Source organism: Ruegeria sp. HKCCD7628 (genome assembly GCF_057221005.1).
In genome coordinates, this window is record NZ_JBWVBA010000005.1 from 92,143 (window position 1) to 115,139 (window position 22,997).

A 22,997-nucleotide genomic window follows, 5' to 3' on the forward strand; every position below is an offset into this window, starting at 1 on the left:
CGCATGTTCGGGTTATTACGCCTTCCCATCCTGTTGATGACCGCCTTTATTGTCGGCGTGTTCTTCGAACGCTCGAACCAACGCGAGGCGTGCGAAGGGATAGGACAATGGGATGATGGGTTTTGTGTTACGGATGGGGCAAATGAGTGATCTGATCTGCGTCGGCAGCATTGCGGGATCGTATGGCGTACGCGGTGAAGTGCGGCTAAAGAGCTATTGCGCCATCCCCGAGGATATCGAAGCTTATTCCCCCCTGACGGACGAGGCCGGTGGCGAACGCTATCCGCTGGTCCTGACCCGGTCGATCAAGAATGGCTTTGCGGCGCGTCTGGGCGGAGTTGAAACCAAGGAACAAGCCGATGCGCTGAAAGGTCTGCGTCTGTTTGCGCGGCGTGATCAACTGCCCTCGTTGCCCGATGATGAATTCTATCACACCGACCTGATCGGGCTTGAGGTCTATGACACCGGCGGCACCCTGCTGGGCCGGGTAAAATCGGTGCAAAACCACGGCGCTGCCGACCTGCTGGAACTGCACGGGCCGGGGCTGAAGGCGACCGTTCTGCTGCCCTTCACGCTTGAGGCCGTCCCCACGGTCGATCTGGATCAAGGCCGCATCATCGCCGACCCGCCCGAAGGGCTGATCTGATGCGCCGCGTCCTGCTGCATCTGGGCCTGCACAAGACCGGCACCACTGCGGCACAGTCTTTCCTTTATGAAAATCGCGAGTTGATCTGGCCGCATTTCGCGTTGGTCCTGCCCTATCGGACGCGCAATTCGGGCCTGTCGCGGGCAGCGACCAACCATTCCGTTTATGGCACCGTCGGCACCTTGTCCGAGTTCGGCAGCCAGATGCGCGACTTCCTCGACTCGCTGGATTTCGGGGAAAAGCGCGGTTTGATCCTCAGCGAGGAAAACTTCGCGGGCCTCCGCCCCAGTCGCAATCTGGAACAGGGCTACGCGGCAGCCCCCGATCTGGCCGCCTGTCTTGTGGATTCGATCCACCAGAGGTTTTCCGGGCAAGAGGTCGAGATCACGCTTTACCTGTCTTTGCGTCAGCGGGGCAGTTGGTTGCGCAGCCTTTGGGCCCATGATTTGCAGCGAATGCGACAAGTGCAGGATTTCGATACATTCCGCGACAGCATCGACCATTTGCCCTCGTTGCAAGAAACCGTAAACCAGATTCGTGACAAGCTGCCCACCGTCACCGTGAACACGGAATGGCTGGAGGAGCTGCAATTGCGTCAATTCGGGCCGGGTGCGCCTTTTGCCGAGTATCTGGACTTGCCTCATGACAAGGCGCAGCAGCTGGTTCCGCCCTCCAAATCGAACACTCGACTGCCCGAGGACGTTTTGGCCGAATTACTGGACCTGAACAGATCACGTCTGGACGAAGCCGCCTTGGTCGCGCAAAAGGTCGCGGTAGTTGAACGGGCGCAGCAGGCGCTGATGGGTGCGACATGACCGAAAAACCATCGAAATCTCATGGGCGCAAGGCGATCCGCCCGACCCTGAAACCGCGTGAGCTGCTGACCCCAACGCCCGACCTGCATGGGGTGTGGAAGGCTAAGATCATCACTCTGTTCCCTTCAGCTTTTCCCGGTGTGTTGGGCGAAAGCCTGACCGGCAAGGCGCTGCAAGAGGGTCTGTGGCAGTTGGAAACCGTCGATCTGCGCCAGTTCGGCGTCGGTAAGCACCGCAATGTGGATGACACGCCCGCCGGCGGCGGCGCGGGCATGGTGTTGCGCGCCGATGTACTGGGCGAGGCGATTGAACACACGATGGCGGGGGCGCGGGGTAACTGGCCGCTGATCTACCTCAGCCCGCGTGGCCGCCGGATGGATCAGCGCATGATGCAGAATCTGGCGCGCTGTGACGGCATGACCCTGCTGTGTGGCCGGTTCGAAGGCGTCGATGAGCGCGTTCTGGAGCATTACGGCGTGCAAGAGGTCTCCTTAGGCGATTTCGTCATGACCGGCGGTGAGATTGCCGCGCAGGCTTTGATCGACGCCACCGTAAGGCTGATCCCCGGCGTTTTGGGCAATCAGGCTTCGGCTGAGGAGGAGAGCTTTTCCTCGGGCCTGCTGGAACACCCGCAATACACACGCCCCGCCGAATGGAAGGGCCGCCTGATCCCGGACATTCTGATGTCGGGCCATCACGGGCGCATTGCCAATTGGCGGCATGAGATGTCCGAGCGGATCACACAGGAACGCCGCCCCGACTTGTGGGACGCCTACTCCAAAGCCAAGTCCGAAGACTAGCCGTTCTTCCACCGCGCCCAAATCTCGGGCGGGCCGTTGAAGGTGTTGATGTCCACTGGTCCCTGCACACCGGGCACAAGCCCCGTGCCCGTGTATTGCCAGAACCGCCAAATCGCATTGGGATAAACGTTCCTTGGATGCCCGGCGACGGACCTCAGCCAGAACTCTGTCTTGGGCAGGCGCCCGATGTCTGTGTCAGCATAAAAGTCCACAGTCGTGTAGACAATCGGACGCCGCCCATAATGACGTTCGAGAATATCGAGAAACCGTTGAGCTTCGGCGCGAACGGTCGCACCGTCTGGGCGCAGAGTGCAGGTCTTGGAATGGGGCGTCCACTCCATATCCAGAACATGCGGAAGGTCCGATCCTTTGGGAACATTCTGGATGAACCACCGCGCCTGCTCGCGCGCTGGGCGGCAGAAATAGTAATAGTGATAGGCCCCCCAAGGCACTCCGGCGGCCTTTGCTCCGCTGCTGTGACTTGCAAACATCGGATCAGCTACATCACCACCCTCAGTCGCCTTGATGAACACAAAGCTAACACCCGATGCCTTGGCCTTTTGCCAGTCAATCGGCCCTTGCCAGCGCGACACGTCCAGCCCGTGCACGGGATAGTGGCCTGGATGGCGCCCCTCCCACGGGTGCGGATCAGCATCGCCGAAAGCCGGGAAAATCACCGCAGGTGAGGTCGTGTCCAGAAACGCGTTGGCCTCGACCTGTTGCGGCGGCGGACTGCTGCGACCGCAGGACAGGATGGCAAAAGCCGCGACAGCAAGCATCAATGCAGTGCGCATGATCAGTTCCTGTTTGAAATGACTGCTCTTGTAATTGCCCTCAGAATGCCTGATCGACAGATCAAAGCAACGATGCTGTTTTGAGGCGGCGGAATCCCACCGTTTCACAGCATTTTGGGCTTGATCCCTGCACATAATGCCCTTAAACGACCGCAATCCGGTGCCGCGTCATGCGACTCCGGTGTTTTGGTTTGGTCCATGTCGTGACGCCCGGCTTTCTTCGGCCACGGCGCGGCGGAACAAACTGGACTAAGGAACATTCGATCTGACCTCTGGCGGGCTGCATGCAGGACCCGGTGAAGACCAAGAGCTCTCAGCCCGTGCCCAAACTTCGTGGACCAACCACGAGCAGATAGGAGTGAATGCGATGGACCTGATCGCACAGCTTGAGGCGGAACAGATTGCCGCCCTGGGGAAGGACATCCCCGATTTCAAAGCCGGTGACACCATCCGTGTCGGCTTTAAAGTGACCGAAGGGTCGCGTACCCGTGTGCAGAACTACGAAGGTGTTTGCATCGCGCGCAAAGGTGGCAGCGGCATCGCCGGTTCGTTCACCGTCCGCAAAATCTCGTTCGGCGAAGGCGTGGAGCGTGTGTTCCCGCTGCATTCGACCAACATCGACAGCATCACCGTCGTCCGCCGTGGCCGCGTCCGTCGCGCCAAACTGTACTATCTGCGCTCGCGCCGTGGTAAATCCGCGCGTATCGCCGAAGTCACCAACTACAAGCCCAAGGCAGGCGCCGAGGCGTAAGGAGCGGAAAGATGAAAAAAGACATCCATCCCGACTACCACTTCATCGACGTCAAACTGACCGATGGCACAGTGATCAAGATGAAATCCACCTGGGGTGCCGAAGGCGACCAGCTGGCCCTGGAAATCGACCCCTCCGTGCACCCCGCATGGACCGGTGGCGGCGCCCGCCTGATGGACGCCGGCGGCCGCGTGTCGAAATTCAAGAAGAAATACGAAGGTCTGGGCTTCTAAGCCAGATCCATTTCAGATGCGAAAGGCCGTCCCAAGGGGCGGCCTTTTTGTTTATCTTCTCAGCGGCATGTGGCGCTGGCTACGGTTGGAATCGATCCGCCTGGTTCGATGCGAGCAGCTCCATCAAAGCCGCATCAGGAGCTGTGGCTTCATGTGTTCGGTCAATCAGTTCAACTTGCTTGAAGACGACTTCAATCGTTTCATCGTTGAAGGAGATCGTCCAAAAGCGGGGTTTCAAAGCCTTCCAGCGTTCGGTTTTTTCTGATCCCGTGACCTCTTGAAAGTCCCATGGTTTGACAGGGAACTCGGCGGCCCGCAAACCTTCGACATTCATTGGATCTATCCGAAATTCGATAACATCATCAAATTTCAGTATCGCGACCCCGCCGCCCGACACCGGTGCAATTTCGTAAGACAAAAATACAGTTCGCCCGTCATAGAAAACAGCGGGGCTTTCTACAGTCCCAATTTCGGGAAAACTAACAGCAGGGGAAATGCCTTCAACAGCCAATGCTCACATCCTAATTTGATCCCTATTTTCCAAGTGACCATCCCACTTGGGTGCTCCTCGACGCTAGTGGCTCTAGTCTAATTGGCTGTCAAATCGGCAGCGCTGTGCAGTGGTGGAATTGGTCCACGCAGCAATAGCAGCGCCAACGCCATCCCCAACAAGGCTGCCATCGCTGTAAAGACCATGGCGCTGTCAAAGGCATTGTCCTGAAGATCCCGAAGGGCCTTGGCCAGCGCGCTTCCGGCATTTGGCTTCAGATCCGCCAGAATCTGCTGAATCTGACTGGGTGAACCATGGGTGAGCGCATGCGCCAGATCCTCGCGCGGGGCCGATCCGACAGGCAAGGCGTTGATTACTTCTGACAGTCCCTTACGGGTTGTGAGGGCCTCGGCCAGGCCACAAACGACGGCACCAAGCGTAGCGCCGAAATACAAACACGCATTGATCACACCGGAACCTTGCCCCACGTGCCTTTCGGGTAGCAGGCGCAACCCAAGGCGTGGCAGCAATGAAAAACAGATACCTAGACCAATGCCGACAATCATAAGTTTCCACCAAATCTCGGCGTATTGTGTTGTGTTCGTAGTTGCGGTCAGCGAAAGGAACCCAACCGCCATCAACCCCAACCCTATCGCAACAGGCCATTGGAAACTGTAGGGCGCGAGGAAACGCGGCGCGGTGACCGAGATGACAAACATGCTTAGACTAAGCGGCATGATCGCCAACCCGGCCTCGACCGACGTATATCCGAAGGCGTCGGGTGACTGTACGAACGTGTTGAAATAGACAAAAAATCCGAACAGGGTAAACCCGGTCAAAAACATGCCAGCCGCAGCCATGAAGTAACGCGGGTGGCGAAAGTATCGCAGTTCGATCAGAGGGTCTTGGCTGCGGCGCGAAGCGATGACAATACAAACCATTGCGAATGCGGAGACCGCCAGCGGCACCAATGTCGAAGGCGTATCCCATCCAGCGCTTTCGCCATTGCTGAGTGCAAAAGACAACGGCCCAAGAAACAATAGAACAGCGCTTGCGCCAACGTAGTCAAATCTTGCGCCCGCAAGCCGCGTGTCGGGTACATAGCCCCGCCTGCTGACCGTTAGACCTATGGCAAAAGCGCCGGCCAGCAAGATCAGGTCGGTGGCAAAAACGGCTCTCCAGCTGATGTAATGAGCAAATGCCCCACCCAAGATAGGGCCCACGCCAATCGCCAACCCTACAATTGCGCCCCAGGCCCCGGTGACGCTTGCCCTCTGATCTTCGGGCGTTGCAGCCGTCAGCAAGGAAAGAGACGTTCCGAACAAAGCCGCTGCCCCTGCACCTTGCGCGGCGCGTCCACTCAGTAGCATTGCTCCGTCATGCGCAAACAGTACAGTCGCTGAACCAAGGGCAAACACTATCATTCCAAAGAAGAACACGCCCATTTTGCCCGTTATATCGCCCAGTCGGCTAACAATTGTAACAAGCGAAGCACTAGCGACGGTATAGGTCGCCATCACCCATTGAAGCTCTGCGGGAGTAAGGTCAAACTCGGCCTTGAGGTTGGGCAGGATCGTGGCAACAGCCGTCGTATTGAAACCAACCACCATCATACAAATCGCCGTCATTGCCAAAACAACACGCGCTTTGTGCTGAGGTGATTTCGCATCCGACATCGCCAAGCCCTCGTATCCGCTGGGTATTTACCCGCCACATCAGAATCTTAGCAGAGTTCATCCTTCGACATAAGGTCAGATCCAGTAAGACAACGCCAACGGTAAAACGAGAATGGTTACCAATGTCGAAACCAGAATGAACCCCGCAACGTCCGGTCCGTATTCGGGCATGTGCTGATCAACGAACAGATAAGTTGCGACCGATGACGGCATCAGACAACACAGGATGACCGCCCCACGTTCAGCCCCTGTGAACCCGAAGGTCCAAACCAACACTGAGGCAATCAGTACCGCCATCCCAAGGTGCAACATGGTCAGCACCACTGACCGGCCCAAGCTTTGAACGCGTAGGCCAGCCAGTGTGTGGCCCAGCGTCAAAAGCATAAGTGGGATCGAAAGGCCGCCCAGGATGTCGAACGATTTGGCCACGGGTGCAGGCAAGCTGTACCCAGTCGCCATCAGGCCCAGCGAAATGGCGACAGCATAGATAATAGGCGAGGTTACCAGCTTTTTGGCCGAGAACGCTCCGGCCGGTATCCACATGCCTACGGTAAAGATACTGATCAACACGACGACCACGAACGCCATCGTGTAGGCCATCCCGGCATCGCCCAGCGCCAGCAGAGTAATCGGCAGACCGATATTCCCGACATTCCCATGCATCAACGGAGTCAGAAATGCCCGCACCGGCAACTGAATTGCCCTAAGCGCGACCAATCCCAAAATGCCGAAGCCCGCAATCGCCAGAGCCGCGGCAGCCATGACGTCGACAAATGTGCCAACGGCAATATTCGTTGTCGACAGATGCGAGATAATCAGCGTCGGATACCCGACCCGAGAAACGATCCCGCCAACAACTGTGTTGTCGAAAGGCGCCCGAGTGATGGCCAAAACGTAACCGATCCCCGCGCAGATAAGTACAGGCAGCACCACATTGAGCACATTCAGGAATATCTGTTCCATCTCAAGCCCTTCCCGCTGCCGCCTCAGGCCCACAGTGAGACAAGGGTGCCAAACTGGCAAGCAGCACGTCCATTCTTGGGTCTATGAATTCGCAACAGGCTTTCAGAATGGCGTTTCGGGTTCTTCCCTTCCACGTTTCCACAACATATAGTGGTGTTCAACAACGTGTGGTCAAACACGGCGGGACTTGGGAATACAGGCATGGCACACATTATCGTAGTGGGGAACGAGAAGGGCGGCGCGGGCAAATCGACCGTCTCGATGCATGTGGCCACTGCGCTGGCGCGGCTGGGTCACAAGATCAGCACTCTGGATCTGGATTTGCGCCAACGCAGCCTTGGCCGGTACTTCGAAAACCGTGCCAATTTCCTGAAAAACTCGGACCTGTCTCTTCCCAGCCCCCGCCATCATGACCTGCCCGAGATTGACGCGACCAAGCTGAAACCGGGCGAGAACATTTATGACCACCGCCTTTCAGCCGCCGTGGCAGAACTGGAAAGCGACAGTGACTTCATCCTGATCGACTGCCCAGGCTCGCACACCCGTCTCAGCCAGGTTGCACATTCGCTGGCCGATACGCTGATCACACCGCTGAACGACAGTTTCATCGACTTTGACTTGCTGGCCCGCATTGACTCGAAAGGCGAGAAAATCCTTGGTCCTTCGGTCTATTCCGAGATGGTATGGAACGCGCGCCAGTTGCGGGCACAGGCCGGATTGAAGCCCATTGACTGGGTCGTCGTAAGAAACCGTGTCGGAACCCAGCGCATGGTCAACAAGGAAAAAATGCAGCGCGCGATCGAGATGCTGTCGCAACGCATCGGCTTCCGCGTCGCCTCGGGCTTTTCCGAGCGGGTCGTCTTTCGCGAACTTTTCCCACGCGGCCTGACTTTGCTGGACCTCAAGGATATCGGGGTCAAACAGCTCAACATCTCGAACATCGCGGCCCGTCAGGAACTGCGAGACATGATGAAAGAGCTGAACCTGCCGGGCGTCGAAATCGACTTTTAGGTACCTCTCGCAAGTCAAATTTACGGATTTTTCTGCCGCCCAAGCCCTCGGGTCGAACTGTCACAAACTGTACTACCGGACATTCGCGCCCGGCGAAGTATCCACTTTTGAAGTCCGAACTAATCATTGAAGTCTAGTCTGTGCGCGACTTTTTGTTGATGTGTCTTCGCCATTGCCCCATAGAGGCAGTGCGCTGGGTGTTTGTCAGGCCACGCGCCCAGAGGGCAGGCAGCGAAAGCCAGACGAAGGACCCTTGTGGCCATCCCCAGGACAGCAACACTTGCAACGGAATCCATGTCACTGCAACGTCCGGAAGAACGAGCCGCACCTGCGGCAATAGACTCAACCGGCGTGCGCATCATCAAGCGCATGACGCTGTTCCTGCTGGGCCCGGTATATTTCCTTTTCGTTGCGTTTGTGCCCTTACTCTGCAGTAAACGGCGGGGCTTTCGCGGCTGGTACTGGCGACTGGTCAAACGTGCTTGTTCGCGGCTTTTATGGTTGCTGAGCATCCGGACCGAGATGACACAGGCAGAAGTGGCAATGTTATCCGCCGACACCGGCAGCATCATTGTGATCAACCACCGCAGCCATCTGGATGGCTTCGCCCTGATGGATGCTCTGCCAGAGGCCAAGTGGATCACCTTTGCCGCCAAGAAAGAACTCTGCGACGCGGCCCTTTTACGCCGTGGGTTCAAGGGCGCCGGGCTTGTTGAGGTTGACCGCAAGAGCGGCAGTGTAGCGCTTGAAACACTTACCGCTGCTATCCAAGCAATGCCCGCACGCTGCTCTGTCGTGCTGTTCCCTGAGGGCACACGCACCCGGTCCGAAAGTCTTGGCACCTTCAAGGCGGGAGCTGTATTGGCCGCGCGCAATACGGACCGGACAATCCGACCCATCGTCATCCACGATTCTGATCGCTTGTTGCCACGCGGCAAACACCTCCCAAAAAGTGGAACGATCCGGGTCGAGGTTCTGCCGCCATTCGAATGCGACCCATCCGCTTCAGTAGACGAAGACGTGTCTCGATTGAGAAATTCGATGATGGCCGTTTTCAATAATCGAATGCGTCGCTAATCATCCAAGAGACGTTCACTGTTATGCCAGCAGATCGACTGGATCGACGCCTTCATTGACAACCTTTCGTCAGTAGCAGTTTTCTGATGTTAAGCGGAACCGGCTGCGGTACGCTCGCAGCCGACGCCTAATCTCCTGGCCGGTAGACCGTAAACAGCTCTTTCGGTTCGGGCACGCCACGCAGCATGTAGCGCCCGACCGAGATCAATTCCTTGCCGCAAGGCTGAGCAGCCCGAGCCACGTCATCCGAGATCAAAATGCGCTGACCCAAAGACCGATGCATCCCGGCAATACGCGCAGTCTGGTTCACCGCCGGGCCAATGACAGTGAAATCCAACCGGCTTTCCGACCCGATATTGCCATAGAGAATTTCGCCGGAATGCAGGGCCAGCGTGTAATTGGCCACCGGCAAACCATCTGCTTCGCGCGCGGCATTCAACTCTTCGATCCGGGATTGCAGCATCGGCACAGCCTTCAGCGCAGCCCGCGCGTCCGCATCAATATCGCCAACATCAAACATGGCCATCAACCCGTCGCCCATGAACTTCAGGATATTTCCGTCGTTGTCATGCACCACGCCCACCGCAACCGCGAGGTAATCATTAAGCATGTCGATGATCTCGTTTCCCGGCAGCTCTTCGGACAGGCTGGTGAACCCTTCAAGGTCGAAATTCCAAATCACAGCATCGATTTGCTGCAATGACCCGCGTCGAATCTCGCCGGACAGCACGCGGCGACCGGCATCGCGGCCCAGATACACGCGCATAAGATCTTTGGAGACTCGCGCATTCGAAGCCGATTTCAGCGCCAACCCAAGATGAGGCAACGCGGTGTGGATCAGTTCCAGATCGCTGTCTCGAAATCCTTCCGGCGCGTTCGACGTCCAGGACAAAAGCACCCCGTCCACCGTCTTTTTGGCATCGGGCGGCATGTTGTGCGTTGGCACGTCAAAAGCCACGCTGGTGGCATAGTAATCAGTTGCACCAACCTCTCGAAGCTCATTGATCAGAGGGTATTTACTGGGTTCGTTCTGATCGACGATGCGTTCATGCACATAGTCGATGTCGTCATTGAGGATCGCGAACAAAGGACTGTTCTGCCAATCCTCGCTGACATCTTCGGAATACTTGAATTTTTGATAATCTCCACCTCGTCCCTGATACCAGCTATAGCCAGTACCGCCATAGACAGGGTGCAGGGCCGATTGGGCCGCGTGAAACCGCATCAATGGCACGCCAAGTTCGACTAGACGGGTACAATACCCATCCAGCAATTCTTCCTTGTCCGCGCCCTCAAGGCCGCGTGTCACTATCCAGTTGATCAAATCGGTTGATTTCGCCGCGTTGGGGTCCGGGGCTGCCATTTATTGTTATCCTATGTCCGCTCTGCACGTCATCTGGGGGCAATGGACGACAATTACCAGAGGTCACCCCATATCCGCCAGTTTTCTCAACATCCCGCGGAGCTGAGAGGCGTCATCCAGCCCAATCATGTTGGCCAATCTGGCGTCGTATCGCTTGGCGACCTCGCGCAGGTCCCGGTAAACCGACTGCCCCGCCGAGGTCAGCGTCAGATGCTCGACCCGGCGGTCATTCTGGCTGGGTGTACGCGTTAAGTATCGCCGTTGCTCAAGCTTGCTGACGGCGCGACTGATCTTGGTTTTGTGAATGCGAGCCCGCTCACCAATTTCTTTGGCCGTCATCTCGCCGTAATTACCCAAATGAAACAACACCCGCCATTCGGTGCGAAGCATCCCGTACCGTTCTTTGTAGACCCGTTGAAACTCCAACGAGCACTCCTCGGCCGCTCTATTCAGCAGATAAGGAAGGAAATCCTGCAGATCAAAGGCATCATTTTTTTCGGGGTCAGTGTCTGTCATGCTTGTTAGTTACAAAATCAACTATTATTTCACAAGCAACAAAGAGGAGGAGTACAGGATGAACCGTCCGACTGATCCACACCAGATGACCCAAGCCAGCAGCACCGTTGGCACACACGCAGGCTATATGCCCGGCTTCGGGAACGACTTTGAAACCGAGGCCCTGCCCGGCGCGTTGCCACAAGGCATGAACAGCCCACAACGCTGCAACTACGGCCTCTATGGCGAACAGCTGAGCGGAACGGCCTTTACTGCAAACCCGCCCGAACGGACGTGGTGCTATCGCATCCGGCCCTCGGTCAAGCATTCACACAGGTATGAGAAAGTCGATCTGCCACTGTGGAAATCTGCCCCTTGCGTTGATCCCGATGTGATCAGCCTGGGGCAGTATCGCTGGGATGCAGTACCGCATTCCGACGAGGGCCTGACATGGCTGTCAGGTATGCGCACCATGACCACGGCGGGCGACGTAAACACGCAAGTGGGCATGGCCAGCCACATCTATCTGGTCACAGATTCCATGGTGGACGAATATTTCTTCTCGGCCGATTCCGAGCTGCTGGTGGTGCCACAGGAAGGCCGCCTACGTTTCGCAACTGAGCTGGGGATCATTGATTTGGAACCCAAAGAGATCGCTATTCTACCGCGCGGACTTGTGTATCGCGTAGAAGTTCTGGACGGTCCTGCTCGCGGCTTTGTATGTGAAAACTACGGGCAGAAATTCGAACTTCCGGGACGTGGCCCGATCGGCGCCAACTGCATGGCCAACCCGCGTGACTTCAAGGCCCCGGTCGCGGCGTTTGAAGACCGAGAAGTGCCCTCGACCGTCACCGTCAAATGGTGCGGGCAGTTCCATAAAACGCAAATCGACCAAAGCCCGTTGGACGTGGTCGCATGGCATGGCAATTACGCGCCCTACAAATACGACCTGCGCACCTATTGCCCGGTCGGCGCGATCCTGTTTGATCATCCCGACCCGTCGATCTTTACCGTTCTGACGGCCCCATCAGGTCAGCCGGGGACGGCCAATATCGACTTTGTCCTGTTCCGGGAACGCTGGATGGTGGCCGAGGACACCTTCCGCCCGCCCTGGTATCACAAGAACATCATGTCCGAGCTAATGGGCAATATCTACGGCCAATATGACGCCAAACCGCGGGGCTTTGTTCCCGGCGGGATGAGCCTGCACAACATGATGCTGCCACACGGGCCGGACCGCGAAGCCTTTGACAAAGCGTCGAATGCAAACCTCGGGCCGGACAAGTTGGACAATACCATGTCCTTCATGTTCGAAACCCGCTTTCCGCAGCACCTGACCCCGTTTGCCGCAAACGAAGCGCCCCTGCAGGACGACTACATTGACTGTTGGACCTCTCTTGAGAAAAAGTTCGACGGAACGGCAGGGAAAAAGTGATGGATGCTGGTTACATAGTAATTGCTGTTTTCCTAGGCTTCGCATGCTTGTTTCTTTGGAGTCGGCGTGCGCGCTGGAACGGCAAGCGGGACCACTACAACCACAATCCAATGCCCGGCCACCGGCAGGACGGCTCATCCGGCGGAACCGACTTGAACGACTGATCAACAGAAACAGGCACAAACGGCGCGCCCCTTATCGAGTCGCACCGAAAAAGACGACAAGGAACGCCAATGACCCTTTTGAAATCCTGGATCGCCTCGGCCAATAACGCGACCCATCCCTTTCCGCTGAACAACTTACCTTATGGTATTTTCGCGACAGAAGGTGCCGAGCCGCGCTGTGGCGTTGCAATCGGGGACTTGATTTTCGACATCACCAGCGCCGAGGCCGAAGGTCTGATTAACCTGATTGACGAACCCCTGTTCGACCTGCCCTTCTGGAACCCGTTGATGGAGCAAGGCCCCGCCGTCTGGGCCGCCCTTCGCGCGCGCCTGACCAGCCTTTTGGCCGAGGGATCAGAAGAGCAAGACAGGGTTGAGCCTCTGCTTGTGGCGCAGAGCGACGCCGTATTGCATATGCCCTTCGCGGTCAGTGAGTACACAGACTTCTATGCAGGTCGTCACCACGCGCAAAATGTCGGCACCATGTTCCGCGGGTCAGAGAATGCCCTGCCCCCCAATTGGCTGCACATTCCGATCGGCTATAATGGCCGCGCCTCTTCTGTCGTTGTGTCGGGGACAGATATTCGCCGTCCCTGGGGCCAGCTGAAATCGCCCGATCATGACCGTCCCGCCTTTCTGCCCAGCCGCCGTTTTGACATTGAGCTTGAGATGGGCGCCATCGTAGGCACACCATCGGACGGTCCGATCTCGGTCCAAGAGGCGGACGACAACATCTTTGGTTATGTGCTGCTAAACGATTGGTCCGCGCGCGATATCCAGGCGTGGGAATACCAGCCGCTCGGACCGTTTCAGGCCAAAGCTACAGCCACGTCAATCAGCCCGTGGATCGTGACCAAGGCAGCGCTTGAGCCCTTCCGCTGTGAAACACCCGCGCGCGAGCATGAGCTGTTGGATCACCTCAAGGATTGCGGCCCAATGTTGTACGACGTCGACCTTTCCATCACGATGGCTCCGTCCGGAAAACCAGCAAGCACCATCGCCCGCACCAACTACCGTGAGATGTATTACTCTGCCGCGCAGCAACTGGCGCACCACACGACATCGGGCTGCCCAATGAACACGGGCGACCTGCTGGGCTCAGGCACCATCTCGGGGCCAACAAAACCTGAACGCGGCTCGCTATTGGAACTCAGCTGGGGCGGGAAGGAACCGCTGACGCTGGACACGGGCGAGACCCGCCACTTTATCGAAGACGGCGACACCATGACCCTGACCGGCGCGGCAAAAGGCGACGGTTATTCGATCGGCTTTGGCGATTGCGTGGGAACAGTATTGCCCGCACTAGAAAACCCATTCGCACGATAAGGAACCCAACATGGCCAAAGCATTCGCGTCCCAGGGGGACATGTCCGAGAAGAAGACCTCATTTACCGAAATCGGTGACGGGCTCTATGCGTTCACCGCCGAAGGCGACCCGAATTCCGGCGTGATTATTGGCGATGACAGCGTCATGATTGTCGAGGCCCAAGCGACACCACGTTTGGCACAAAAAGTCATCGACTGCGTCCGCTCGGTCACTGACAAGCTAATCACCCACGTGGCGCTAACCCACTATCACGCTGTGCGTGTGCTGGGCGCCAGCGCGTATGGAGCACAGCAGATCCTGATGTCGGACATGGCCCGTGCGATGGTCGTGGAACGCGGGCAGGAGGATTGGGATAGCGAATTCCAACGCTTCCCTCGCCTGTTTGAAGGGCACGAGAGCATTCCCGGCCTCACATGGCCCACCACCACCTTCAGCGACACAATGACGGTCTATCTGGGCAATCGCCGGGTTGACCTAATGCATCTGGGCCGCGCTCATACGGCGGGTGATATCGTCATTCATGTACCCGATCAGAACGTCATGTTCACCGGCGACATCGTCGAATACCAATCGGCTTGCTATTGCGGCGATGGGCATTTCGGCGACTGGGGTGATACCTTGGATGCAATCAGCCTGTTCGACGTCGACGCCATCGCTCCGGGACGCGGAGACGCCCTGATCGGGAAAGAGATGGTGAATGCAGCTATTGAAAGCACCCGTGATTTCGTCGACAGCACATATCGCCCTGCAGCAAAGATCGCGGCACGTGGTGGTTCTTTGAAAGAAGCATGGGACGCCGTGCGCGCTGAATGTGACCCGAAATTCGCGGATTACGCGATCTATGAACACTGCCTGCCCTTCAACGTAGCCCGCGCCTATGACGAGGCGCGCGGTATTGACACGCCACGCATCTGGACCGCCCAACGCGATCTGGACATGTGGGAGGCCCTGCAAGGTTAAGGACAAACCGTCGCATTTGATCCAGATCGTTTTTCGTCGGCGTATTCGATGGAACCATTCCCATAGGGCTCTGGCTTGGCCTCGCCAGAGGCAAGCAGTTGCGTCAACGCATCGGGGAGAGAAACCATGAACAAGATCTTCGAAACACCGCTTTATGCTTATGAGCGCAGCCCGGATCAGGACACTGCGACACCTGTACGCCACAAAGTGATCGTTGTTGGCGCCGGTCCGGTCGGCCTGACCGCAGCCATCGACCTGGCCCAGCAAGGTGTTGGGGTCGTCGTACTGGACGACAACGACAAGGTCAGCTTTGGCAGCCGGGCGATCTGTTTTTCGCAACGCACATTGGATATCGCCGACCGGTTGGGGTGCGGCAATCCGATGGCCGAAACCGGGGTGCAATGGGAGGCGGGCAAGGTCTTTTTCGACGACCGCAAAGTCTACGAGTTCGACTTGCTGCCCGAAAAAGGCTTTTCCAACCCCGCCTTCGTGAACCTGCAACAATATCATCTTGAGAAAATTCTGGTCGACCGTGTCCGCGCTTTGCAGGCCGAAGGTGCACCGATCGAAATTCGCGGCCGCAACAAGGTCGAGGCGATCGGCACCCATGACGACCACGTCAAGCTTGAGGTCGAGACGCCAGAAGGCCCCTATAACGTCGAAGCCGACTGGCTGATTGCGTGCGATGGCGCGCATTCTCCGACCCGCCGGATGCTGGGGCTGGATTTCGACGGGCGGATATTCGAAGACAACTTCCTGATCGCCGATGTGGTGATGGAGGCCGATTTCCCGTCCGAGCGCTGGTTCTGGTTCGACCCGCCCTTCAACAGGGGCCAGTCCGCCCTATTGCACAAACAGCCTGACAGTGTCTGGCGCATTGACCTGCAACTGGGATGGGACATCGACAAAGAGCGCGAGAAACGCCCCGAAAACGTCATCCCTCGCCTTAAGGCGATGCTGGGCGAGGATGTGGAGTTCGAACTCGAATGGGTCTCGATCTACACATTCCAGTGCCGCCGGATGGAGAAGTTCCGCCATGGACGTGTCCTCTTTGCCGGGGACAGCGCCCATCAGGTCAGCCCGTTCGGCGCGCGCGGGGCAAATTCGGGCATTCAGGACACCGACAACCTGTGCTGGAAGCTGAAACTGGTGATCGACGGGCAAGCACCTGAACTGCTACTGGATAGTTATAGCCGCGAGCGCGTTCAGGCAGCAGATGAGAACATCACCATGTCGACCCGCTCGACCGATTTTATCACGCCCAAATCCGAAATGTCCCGTTTACTGCGCGACGCGGTACTGGACCTGAGCGAGAAATACGAATTCGCACGCCCTCTGGTAAATTCCGGACGTCTTAGCGCGCCCTGCACGTACAAGGGATCATCGATCAGTTCGGCGGACGCATTGAATGGCCCGGATATCACATGCCCGGGCTCGGCCTGTCCGGACGCGCCTTTGGGCGACGAATTCCTGCTGCCTAAACTGGCCGGAAAATTTACGCTGCTGACGATAGACGCCGAAGCGCCTGAGCGCCTTGAAGAAGGCGGCATCCAAGCCACGCGCTTGGCATTGTCCGTGAAGGATGACCTGACGCTGGAGTTAAAGCGTCGCTATCTGGGGGATGCGGACAGCGCCGTCTATTTGATCCGCCCCGACCAGCACGTGGCCGCCCGGCGGGACACTTTCGAAGAAAACGCATTTCGGCAGGCGATGCGCCGTGCAACCGGAAAGGAGTAAGTGGGATGGCTGACTTGATCCTCACACCGAATTTCGACAATGCGGACGACTTTTATGCCAACCTGCTGGCCCTGCATGACGGGCTGGACAAGACAGACAGCGACGCGCTCAACGCACGGCTGGTTTTGGTGCTGGCCAACCATATCGGTGACGCCGGCGTCTTGTCTCAGGCTTTGAAAACGGCAGAATTACCTGACGACCAAAACTGACAGGAGGTAAGGATGAGCGTCATACTGTATGACTTCTGGCGCTCTTCAGCCAGTTACCGCGTGCGCATCGCGCTGAATTTGGCTGGGGTCGCCTATCGCGCGGTTTCTGTCGATCTGGCCAGTGGTGACCAAAAGTCTGACACGCATCTGGCACGTAATCCGCAAGGGTTGGTTCCCGTGCTTGAGATTGACGGCCTGCGGCTGACTCAATCGCTGGCGATCATAGATTATCTGGACAACACGCGGGGGCTGGGTCTGTTGCCCGCTGAACCCGCAGCCCGCGCACAGTCATTGGCCTTGGCACAATCCATCGCGGTGGATCTGCACCCGGTCTGCAACCTTTCGGTCGCGCGCCACGCCACCACGCTGACCCGCGATGCAGGCGATATGCCCGGCGACTGGATGCGCCATTTCATCCGCCCCGGCCTTTTGGCGTTCGAAACCCTTTTGGGCGATTTTGAACAATCCCCCTACTGCACAGGCGCACAGCCCGGTTTGGCCGATCTGTGTCTGATCCCTCAGCTATACAACGCACGTCGCTGGCAGGTCGATCTGACCGGACTACCCCGTATCCTGAGTGTCGACGCTGCCTGCGCAGACCTGCCCGCCTTTGCACAGGCGCACCCGGACCGGCACGAGCCTGACTGACTGCACAGGGTCTGTGTGCGCACGTTAGTAGGAAATAGAACCGCCGCGGCATAAAGTATTCTCAGCAAGGATGGAGGCCCCTATGCCCGAGATCACCGGCTATCACGCCCATGTCTATTTCGATGCTGATACTCAAACAATCGCGCAACAGCTTTGCCAAGAAGCAGGTCGCCTGTTCCCTGTTGAGATAGGTCGGATGCACGCCAAAAATGTCGGCCCGCATCCGCGGTGGAGTTGCCAATTGGCCTTTGCCCCGGACGCCTTCGATCAGGTCATTCCATGGCTGATGCTGAACCGGCAAGGATTGACCATCTTTACGCATCCCGAAACCGGCCAACATCTTGAGGACCACCGGGATCGCGCCATCTGGATGGGCGAGATGCTGAAGCTGGACCTGTCGATCTTTGACCGAATGGGTGCTTAGCCCAGCGCTTTAGCCTGATCCCGCAGCTTGAACTTTTGGACCTTGCCGGTCGACGTCTTGGGTAGCGGCCCGAACACCACCGTCTTGGGCGCTTTGAAATGGGCCATGTGATCGCGACAGAATGCAATGATGTCTGCGTCACTCGTCTGCGCGCCGGGCTTGAGTTCGACAAATGCACAGGGCGTCTCGCCCCATTTATCATCGGGCCGGGCGACCACGGCAGCCTCCATCACGGCGGGGTGTTTATACAGGATATCTTCCACTTCGACCGACGAAATGTTCTCGCCCCCCGAGATGATGATGTCTTTGGACCGGTCTTTGAGCGCAATATAGCCATCGGGGTGCATCACCCCCAGATCGCCCGAGGCGAACCATCCGCCGTTGAACGCCTTGTCGGTCGCATCTGGGTTCTTGAGGTATCCCTTCATCACGACATTGCCCTGCATGAATATCTCGCCCATGGTCTCGCCATCGGCAGGCACAGGGGCCAGCGTTTCAGGGTCGGCTACCATCAGCCCGGACAAAGCCGTGTACCGCACACCCTGCCGTACCTTCAACGCAGCGCGTTCGTCTGCATCTCTAGTGTTCCACTCGTCTTTCCAAGCGCAGACAACCGAAGGGCCGTATGTCTCGGTCAGCCCATAGACATGGGTGACCTCGATCCCCATCCCTTCCATATTCGCGATAACTGCCGCAGGTGGCGGAGCACCAGCGGTCATCACTTTGATCTGGTGGTCGAAATCCTTGAGGTGATCCGGCGCGTTCGCCAGCATGTTCAGAACGATCGGCGCGCCGCAGAAATGCGTGACCTTTTCATCGCGGAAAGCAGCATAGATCGGCTCGTCCCGCACAGCGCGCAAGCAAACCGAAACCCCCGCATTCGCCGCCATCGCCCACGGAAAACACCAACCGTTGCAGTGAAACATTGGCAAGGTCCACAGATAGACCGAGTGTTTGGGCATATCCCAATCCAACAGATCAGACTGCGCGTTCAGCATCGCACCCCTGTGATGGTACACAACACCCTTGGGATTGCCCGTTGTACCCGACGTATAGTTCAGGGTGATTGCGTTCCATTCGTCATCTGGCAAAGACCACGCGAACTCTGGGTCGCCTTCAGCAAGCAGCGCGTCATAGGTCAGCGCCCCAAGCTTTTCACCGCCCTCAAAGCTGTCATCTTCTATGTCGATCAGCAGTACGTCGTGATCGACCTGTTTCAACGCCTCTTTGACGACGCCCGAGAATTCTGGGTCAACCAGCAGGGCCTTGGACTCTGCGTGATTCAAGATAAACGCGATGATCGGTGCATCCAGTCGCGTGTTGATGGCGTTCAGCACCGCCCCGGACATTGGGACACCGAAATGCGCCTCGTACATTTCGGGGATGTTGGCGGCGATGATCGAGACGGTGTCGCCCTTGCCGATCCCGCGCGCGGCTAAAGCGCCAGCCATTTGGCGGGACCGGGTATATGTCTCGGCCCATGTGTACCGGCGCGCGCCGTAAACAACGGACGGATAGTCGGGATAAATCTGCGCGGTCCGCTCTATGAAACTTAGCGGCGACAAGGGCGTATAATTTGCCCGGTTCCTATCCAGGTGACGCTCATAGATATTGGCTTCGGTCATCGTTTGCCCCTCCCTTATTGCACGGGACTTGATCACAATCCCGCAGGCAAGACAAATTCGTAGAAATACGCGCACAGTCATGGACTGGCGATACGCGATGATGCAATCTGGCCCTATCTACGGATGGCCATTCGCGGTGATCTGAGCCATCAAGAACACACAGGCCGGGACCCAGTTCCCGCACCTTGCGCACCCATACTTTGTGAAAGGACATGTCATGGACGGCACGTTCAACGAAAACGATCTTTCCCGCGTGGTCGAAGCCGACCGCGCCCATATCTGGCACCACCTGATCCAGCACAAACCCTTTGAAACCAATGATCCGCGCATCATTGTCGAAGGCAAAGGCATGCGCGTTTGGGACCAGAACGGCAAGGAACATCTGGATGCCGTATCCGGCGGGGTCTGGACGGTCAACGTGGGCTATGGCCGCGAATCGATCTGCAAGGCGGTCTACGACCAGCTGATGAAGCTGTGTTACTTCGCCAACTCGGCCGGGTCGATTCCGGGCTCGATCTTTGCGGAAAAGCTGATCAGCAAGATGCCGGGGATGAGCCGCGTTTACTATATGAACTCGGGCTCTGAGGCGAATGAGAAAGCCTTTAAGATGGTCCGCCAGATCGCCCACAAGAAATACGGCGGCAAGAAGACCAAGATTCTTTACCGCGATCGCGACTACCACGGCTCAACCCTCGCGGCGATGTCGGCGGGTGGTCAGGATGAGCGTAACGCTCAATACGGCCCCTTCGCGCCGGATTTCGTGCGCGTGCCGCACTGCATGGAATACCGCAAGCACGAGCTGGACGGCGCCCCCGAAGAGAATTTCGGCGAATGGGCTGCTGATCAGATCGAAGAGGTCATCCTCCGCGAAGGCCCCGATACTGTCGGCGCACTGTGCCTCGAACCCGTGACCGCTGGCGGTGGTGTGATTGAGGCCCCCGAAGGCTATTGGCAGCGCGTGCAGGAAATTTGCGACAAGTATGACATCCTGCTGCATATCGACGAAGTTGTCTGTGGCATTGGTCGTACCGGCACATGGTTTGGCTATCAGCAATATGGTGTGAAGCCTGACTTTGTGACCATGGCCAAGGGCGTCGCCTCGGGTTACGCCGCCATCGCTTGCGTGGTCACCACCGAGGAAATCTTTGACATGTTCAAAGACAATGCAGACGACCCGATGAACTATTTCCGCGACATCTCTACCTTCGGCGGCTGCACTGCAGGCCCGGCGGCGGCGATCGAGAACATGCGGATCATCGAAGATGAAAACCTGCTGCAAAACTGCACCGACATGGGCGCGCGCATGATGGGTAACCTGCAAGAGCTGATGGAAAAGCACAAAGTCATCGGCGACGTGCGCGGCAAGGGCCTGTTCCTTGGCGCAGAACTGGTTGCGGATCGTTCCACCCGCGAGCCGGTGAACGAAAAGATGGCACAAGCAGTTGTGGCCGACTGCATGGCGCAGGGGGTGATCATCGGTGTGACCAACCGTTCGGTGCCAGGCAAGAACAACACGCTGTGCTTCTCACCCGCGCTGATTGCCACTCCGGACGATATCGACCAGATCACCGACGCGGTGGACGGTGCGCTCGGGCGTGTGTTTGGGTAGACTACTAGTTGATTACAGCCCAGAAACCGGTGCCCATGGCGCCGGTCTTTTGGTCGTAACGAGAAACAACGAGCCAACTATAGCTCTACTGCTCCGTTGCTATAGCTTACGGCCGCTGACGACGAAATGAGTTAGAGAAAAGAAAAACTTTCCTTGCATAGCCAAGGCTCTCTGTTCATCTGCCCAGGCGGCCGCTTCCTCATCAGGTAAAAGCTGCTTGGACTTAGTGAACCTTTCCATCAGGACAATCAACATATTGGCCAGCCCATCTGGCCGGAGTTGAGTATCGCAAACGGTAACGGGAGCTACTCCCTCCACTTCAAAACCAGCATCCGTCAGGATTGGAGGCAAAAGAGCTGGCACTCCTCTCTCAACAAAATGCTCATCCCATGCCCTTACCATCCGCGCCATCCGAGCAGGATCTTCACTGAACCATATCAAACTGTCGAAATGGATATCGCCTATGACGAGCACCCCCCCTGGTTTTAAGCACCGATAGGCTTCGCCCACCGCGGCCGGAATATCGTCCAGGTACTCATACACCTGCACTGATACGGCCTTGTCAACCGAGGCGTCTTTGACGGGAAGGCGTCCGGCTTCGCCTTCAACGATCTTGACCCAATCATAAGTTTGACATCTATTTTCGGCCGAATGCCGCATAGCGTCACTAGGATCAATTCCTATGACATGGCCGGTTCCACCAACTGCCCGAGCTAGCTCTGCCGTTAATAGGCCGTTGCCGCATCCTATGTCCGCTATGGTATCACCGGGGGAAGGCTTTAGCGCATCAAAGGAACCGCGACGTCGACGCGTTACGTCGGCGCCTTCATAGACACTATCCAAAAGACGGGTTGTCTCCTCATCAAACTCAAGCATGTCGCCGACCCCGAAGAAATTAGTTTAACCAGTGGTTCGACATCTAACATTTCCTGACAAATAAGTCTGCCGGCAGAGCAAAGCCAACTTTCAGACAACCGCCGAACAAAAAAGCCGCCCCGAATGGGACGGCCTTTCATTCACTGTCTCTGTATCAGAGGATCAGGCAGCCAGAGCGGCCTGAGCTTTGGCGACGATCGCGCCGAACGCTTCCGGTTCGTGCACGGCCAGGTCGGCCAGAACTTTGCGGTCCACTTCGATACCGGCCAGGTTCAGGCCGTTGATGAAGCGGGAATAGGTCAGAGCCTCGTCATGCGAACGGACAGCAGCGTTGATACGCTGGATCCACAGCGCGCGGAAGTTGCGCTTGCGGTTCTTACGGTCGCGGGTTGCGTACTGGTTGGCCTTGTCGACGGCCTGACGGGCAACCTTGAAGGTGCTCTTGCGGCGGCCATAGTAACCTTTGGCGGCCTTGATGACCTTCTTGTGACGGGCGTGAGTTACGGTTCCACCTTTAACGCGGGACATGTTGGTATCTCCTCTTAGCGGTCGTAGGGCATGTAGCCCTTGACGATCTTGGCGTCGGGGGCGGACAGGGTGGTGTTGCCACGGGCGTCGCGGATGAACTTTTTGGTCCGCTTGATCATGCCGTGCCGTTTGCCGGCCTGGCCAGCAAGGACCTTACCGGTCGCAGTCACCTTAAAGCGCTTCTTGGCGCTCGACTTGGTCTTCATCTTAGGCATTTCCGTCTCCTTCCAGGGTTCGGTTTCAGACGCGACTCGGCATGCCATCTCGGCCGGTCACGCAACAGATGCGCCGTTTACGCAAGTTCGATCATACTGGCAAGGGGGTTTGGACCAGAATCTGCG

The 22,997-nt window shown here is 57.4% G+C and carries 26 protein-coding genes; 16 read left to right on the forward strand and 10 right to left on the reverse strand.

What is annotated here, in order from left to right; translation table 11 throughout:
- The first annotated feature begins 3 nt into the window (after positions 1–3).
- The 4 genes from AC2TAD_RS12785 to trmD are packed head-to-tail and all read left to right on the forward strand — an operon-like array spanning position 4 to position 2,261.
- Positions 4–150: a hypothetical protein gene (locus AC2TAD_RS12785; RefSeq protein WP_480868083.1), complete on the forward strand. Its 147-nt coding sequence runs from the start codon at positions 4–6 to the stop codon at positions 148–150.
- The gene (gene rimM, locus AC2TAD_RS12790; RefSeq protein ID WP_170754989.1) at positions 143–646 is read left to right on the forward strand and encodes a ribosome maturation factor RimM; all 504 of its coding nucleotides are present in this window, start codon (positions 143–145) and stop codon (positions 644–646) included. Before AC2TAD_RS12785 ends, rimM begins: the two co-directional genes overlap by 8 nt.
- Entirely contained in the window at positions 646–1,461 is an 816-nt protein-coding gene (locus AC2TAD_RS12795; RefSeq protein WP_480868085.1) for a hypothetical protein, read from the forward strand. The genes rimM and AC2TAD_RS12795 overlap by 1 nt, the downstream gene beginning before the upstream one ends.
- Positions 1,458–2,261 carry a tRNA (guanosine(37)-N1)-methyltransferase TrmD gene (gene trmD / locus AC2TAD_RS12800; protein WP_170754985.1) on the forward strand — a complete coding sequence of 268 codons (804 nt, stop codon included), beginning with the start codon at positions 1,458–1,460 and terminating at the stop codon, positions 2,259–2,261. The genes AC2TAD_RS12795 and trmD overlap by 4 nt, the downstream gene beginning before the upstream one ends.
- Here the strand turns inward: trmD and AC2TAD_RS12805 are convergent.
- Positions 2,258–3,055 (reverse strand): glycoside hydrolase family 25 protein, encoded by a 798-nt coding sequence (locus AC2TAD_RS12805; protein WP_170356100.1) that lies wholly within the window; start codon positions 3,053–3,055, stop codon positions 2,258–2,260. The genes trmD and AC2TAD_RS12805 overlap by 4 nt on opposite strands.
- 367 nt (positions 3,056–3,422) lie before the next feature.
- Between AC2TAD_RS12805 and rplS the strand changes: the two genes are divergently transcribed.
- Complete coding sequence (gene rplS, locus AC2TAD_RS12810; protein ID WP_170328369.1) at positions 3,423–3,806, forward strand: 50S ribosomal protein L19; 384 nt, start codon at positions 3,423–3,425, stop codon at positions 3,804–3,806.
- Between the two features lie 11 nt (positions 3,807–3,817).
- The gene (gene rpmE / locus AC2TAD_RS12815; RefSeq protein ID WP_170356099.1) at positions 3,818–4,039 is read left to right on the forward strand and encodes a 50S ribosomal protein L31; all 222 of its coding nucleotides are present in this window, start codon (positions 3,818–3,820) and stop codon (positions 4,037–4,039) included.
- A gap of 79 nt (positions 4,040–4,118) precedes the next feature.
- On the opposite strand, the gene AC2TAD_RS12820 is transcribed toward rpmE, so the two are convergent.
- From AC2TAD_RS12820 to AC2TAD_RS12830, 3 genes are all read right to left on the reverse strand, one after another.
- A complete protein-coding gene (locus tag AC2TAD_RS12820) occupies positions 4,119–4,550 on the reverse strand; it encodes a hypothetical protein (RefSeq protein WP_480868087.1) in 432 nt (143 codons plus the stop codon).
- A gap of 77 nt (positions 4,551–4,627) precedes the next feature.
- The gene (locus AC2TAD_RS12825; protein ID WP_170756529.1) at positions 4,628–6,205 is read right to left on the reverse strand and encodes an MFS transporter; all 1,578 of its coding nucleotides are present in this window, start codon (positions 6,203–6,205) and stop codon (positions 4,628–4,630) included.
- 75 nt (positions 6,206–6,280) lie between these two features.
- The gene (locus AC2TAD_RS12830; RefSeq protein WP_480868089.1) at positions 6,281–7,168 is read right to left on the reverse strand and encodes an AEC family transporter; all 888 of its coding nucleotides are present in this window, start codon (positions 7,166–7,168) and stop codon (positions 6,281–6,283) included.
- A 201-nt stretch (positions 7,169–7,369) separates the two neighbouring features.
- On the opposite strand from AC2TAD_RS12830, the gene AC2TAD_RS12835 reads away from it, so the two are divergent.
- Together AC2TAD_RS12835 and AC2TAD_RS12840 are read left to right on the forward strand one after the other, a co-directional pair.
- Entirely contained in the window at positions 7,370–8,179 is an 810-nt protein-coding gene (locus AC2TAD_RS12835; protein ID WP_480868091.1) for a division plane positioning ATPase MipZ, read from the forward strand.
- A 294-nt stretch (positions 8,180–8,473) separates the two neighbouring features.
- Positions 8,474–9,256, forward strand: coding sequence for a lysophospholipid acyltransferase family protein (locus AC2TAD_RS12840; protein ID WP_480868093.1), 783 nt, complete (start codon positions 8,474–8,476; stop codon positions 9,254–9,256).
- Positions 9,257–9,383: 127 nt separating this feature from the next.
- Here the strand turns inward: AC2TAD_RS12840 and AC2TAD_RS12845 are convergent, their stop codons facing one another.
- Together AC2TAD_RS12845 and AC2TAD_RS12850 are read right to left on the reverse strand one after the other, a co-directional pair.
- Positions 9,384–10,619 (reverse strand): adenylate/guanylate cyclase domain-containing protein, encoded by a 1,236-nt coding sequence (locus AC2TAD_RS12845; RefSeq protein ID WP_480868094.1) that lies wholly within the window; start codon positions 10,617–10,619, stop codon positions 9,384–9,386.
- Positions 10,620–10,682: 63 nt separating this feature from the next.
- On the reverse strand, positions 10,683–11,135 hold the full coding sequence (locus tag AC2TAD_RS12850; protein WP_480868096.1) for a MarR family winged helix-turn-helix transcriptional regulator: 453 nt from the start codon (positions 11,133–11,135) through the stop codon (positions 10,683–10,685).
- 58 nt (positions 11,136–11,193) lie between these two features.
- Between AC2TAD_RS12850 and hmgA the strand changes: the two genes are divergently transcribed.
- The 7 genes from hmgA (at position 11,194) to AC2TAD_RS12885 (ending at position 18,018) form a co-directional block, all read left to right on the forward strand.
- The gene (gene hmgA / locus AC2TAD_RS12855; RefSeq protein ID WP_480868097.1) at positions 11,194–12,549 is read left to right on the forward strand and encodes a homogentisate 1,2-dioxygenase; all 1,356 of its coding nucleotides are present in this window, start codon (positions 11,194–11,196) and stop codon (positions 12,547–12,549) included.
- Between the two features lie 233 nt (positions 12,550–12,782).
- Positions 12,783–14,039, forward strand: a complete 1,257-nt coding sequence (fahA, locus tag AC2TAD_RS12860; protein WP_480868098.1) for a fumarylacetoacetase — start codon at positions 12,783–12,785, stop codon at positions 14,037–14,039.
- A 10-nt stretch (positions 14,040–14,049) separates the two neighbouring features.
- Positions 14,050–15,000 carry an MBL fold metallo-hydrolase gene (locus AC2TAD_RS12865; RefSeq protein WP_480868100.1) on the forward strand — a complete coding sequence of 317 codons (951 nt, stop codon included), beginning with the start codon at positions 14,050–14,052 and terminating at the stop codon, positions 14,998–15,000.
- 126 nt (positions 15,001–15,126) lie between these two features.
- Entirely contained in the window at positions 15,127–16,737 is a 1,611-nt protein-coding gene (locus AC2TAD_RS12870; protein WP_480868102.1) for an FAD-dependent oxidoreductase, read from the forward strand.
- Between the two features lie 5 nt (positions 16,738–16,742).
- Complete coding sequence (locus tag AC2TAD_RS12875; protein ID WP_480868104.1) at positions 16,743–16,946, forward strand: DUF2783 domain-containing protein; 204 nt, start codon at positions 16,743–16,745, stop codon at positions 16,944–16,946.
- Positions 16,947–16,958: 12 nt separating this feature from the next.
- Positions 16,959–17,594 carry a maleylacetoacetate isomerase gene (gene maiA / locus AC2TAD_RS12880; RefSeq protein ID WP_480868106.1) on the forward strand — a complete coding sequence of 212 codons (636 nt, stop codon included), beginning with the start codon at positions 16,959–16,961 and terminating at the stop codon, positions 17,592–17,594.
- A gap of 82 nt (positions 17,595–17,676) precedes the next feature.
- On the forward strand, positions 17,677–18,018 hold the full coding sequence (locus AC2TAD_RS12885) for a DOPA 4,5-dioxygenase family protein (RefSeq protein WP_480868108.1): 342 nt from the start codon (positions 17,677–17,679) through the stop codon (positions 18,016–18,018).
- Here AC2TAD_RS12885 and AC2TAD_RS12890 read toward each other — a convergent pair.
- Positions 18,015–19,643, reverse strand: coding sequence for an acyl-CoA synthetase (locus AC2TAD_RS12890; protein ID WP_170724724.1), 1,629 nt, complete (start codon positions 19,641–19,643; stop codon positions 18,015–18,017). The two genes, AC2TAD_RS12885 and AC2TAD_RS12890, sit on opposite strands and share 4 nt — an antisense overlap.
- 217 nt (positions 19,644–19,860) lie before the next feature.
- Between AC2TAD_RS12890 and AC2TAD_RS12895 the strand changes: the two genes are divergently transcribed.
- The gene (locus AC2TAD_RS12895) at positions 19,861–21,252 is read left to right on the forward strand and encodes an aminotransferase family protein (protein WP_480868111.1); all 1,392 of its coding nucleotides are present in this window, start codon (positions 19,861–19,863) and stop codon (positions 21,250–21,252) included.
- A gap of 99 nt (positions 21,253–21,351) precedes the next feature.
- Here the strand turns inward: AC2TAD_RS12895 and AC2TAD_RS12900 are convergent, their stop codons facing one another.
- From AC2TAD_RS12900 to rpmI, 3 genes are all read right to left on the reverse strand, one after another.
- Positions 21,352–22,128 carry a methyltransferase domain-containing protein gene (locus AC2TAD_RS12900; protein ID WP_170754959.1) on the reverse strand — a complete coding sequence of 259 codons (777 nt, stop codon included), beginning with the start codon at positions 22,126–22,128 and terminating at the stop codon, positions 21,352–21,354.
- Positions 22,129–22,290: 162 nt separating this feature from the next.
- A complete protein-coding gene (gene rplT / locus AC2TAD_RS12905) occupies positions 22,291–22,656 on the reverse strand; it encodes a 50S ribosomal protein L20 (RefSeq protein WP_008756009.1) in 366 nt (121 codons plus the stop codon).
- A gap of 14 nt (positions 22,657–22,670) precedes the next feature.
- Positions 22,671–22,871: a 50S ribosomal protein L35 gene (gene rpmI / locus AC2TAD_RS12910; RefSeq protein WP_010443552.1), complete on the reverse strand. Its 201-nt coding sequence runs from the start codon at positions 22,869–22,871 to the stop codon at positions 22,671–22,673.
- Between the last annotated feature and the right edge of the window lie 126 nt (positions 22,872–22,997).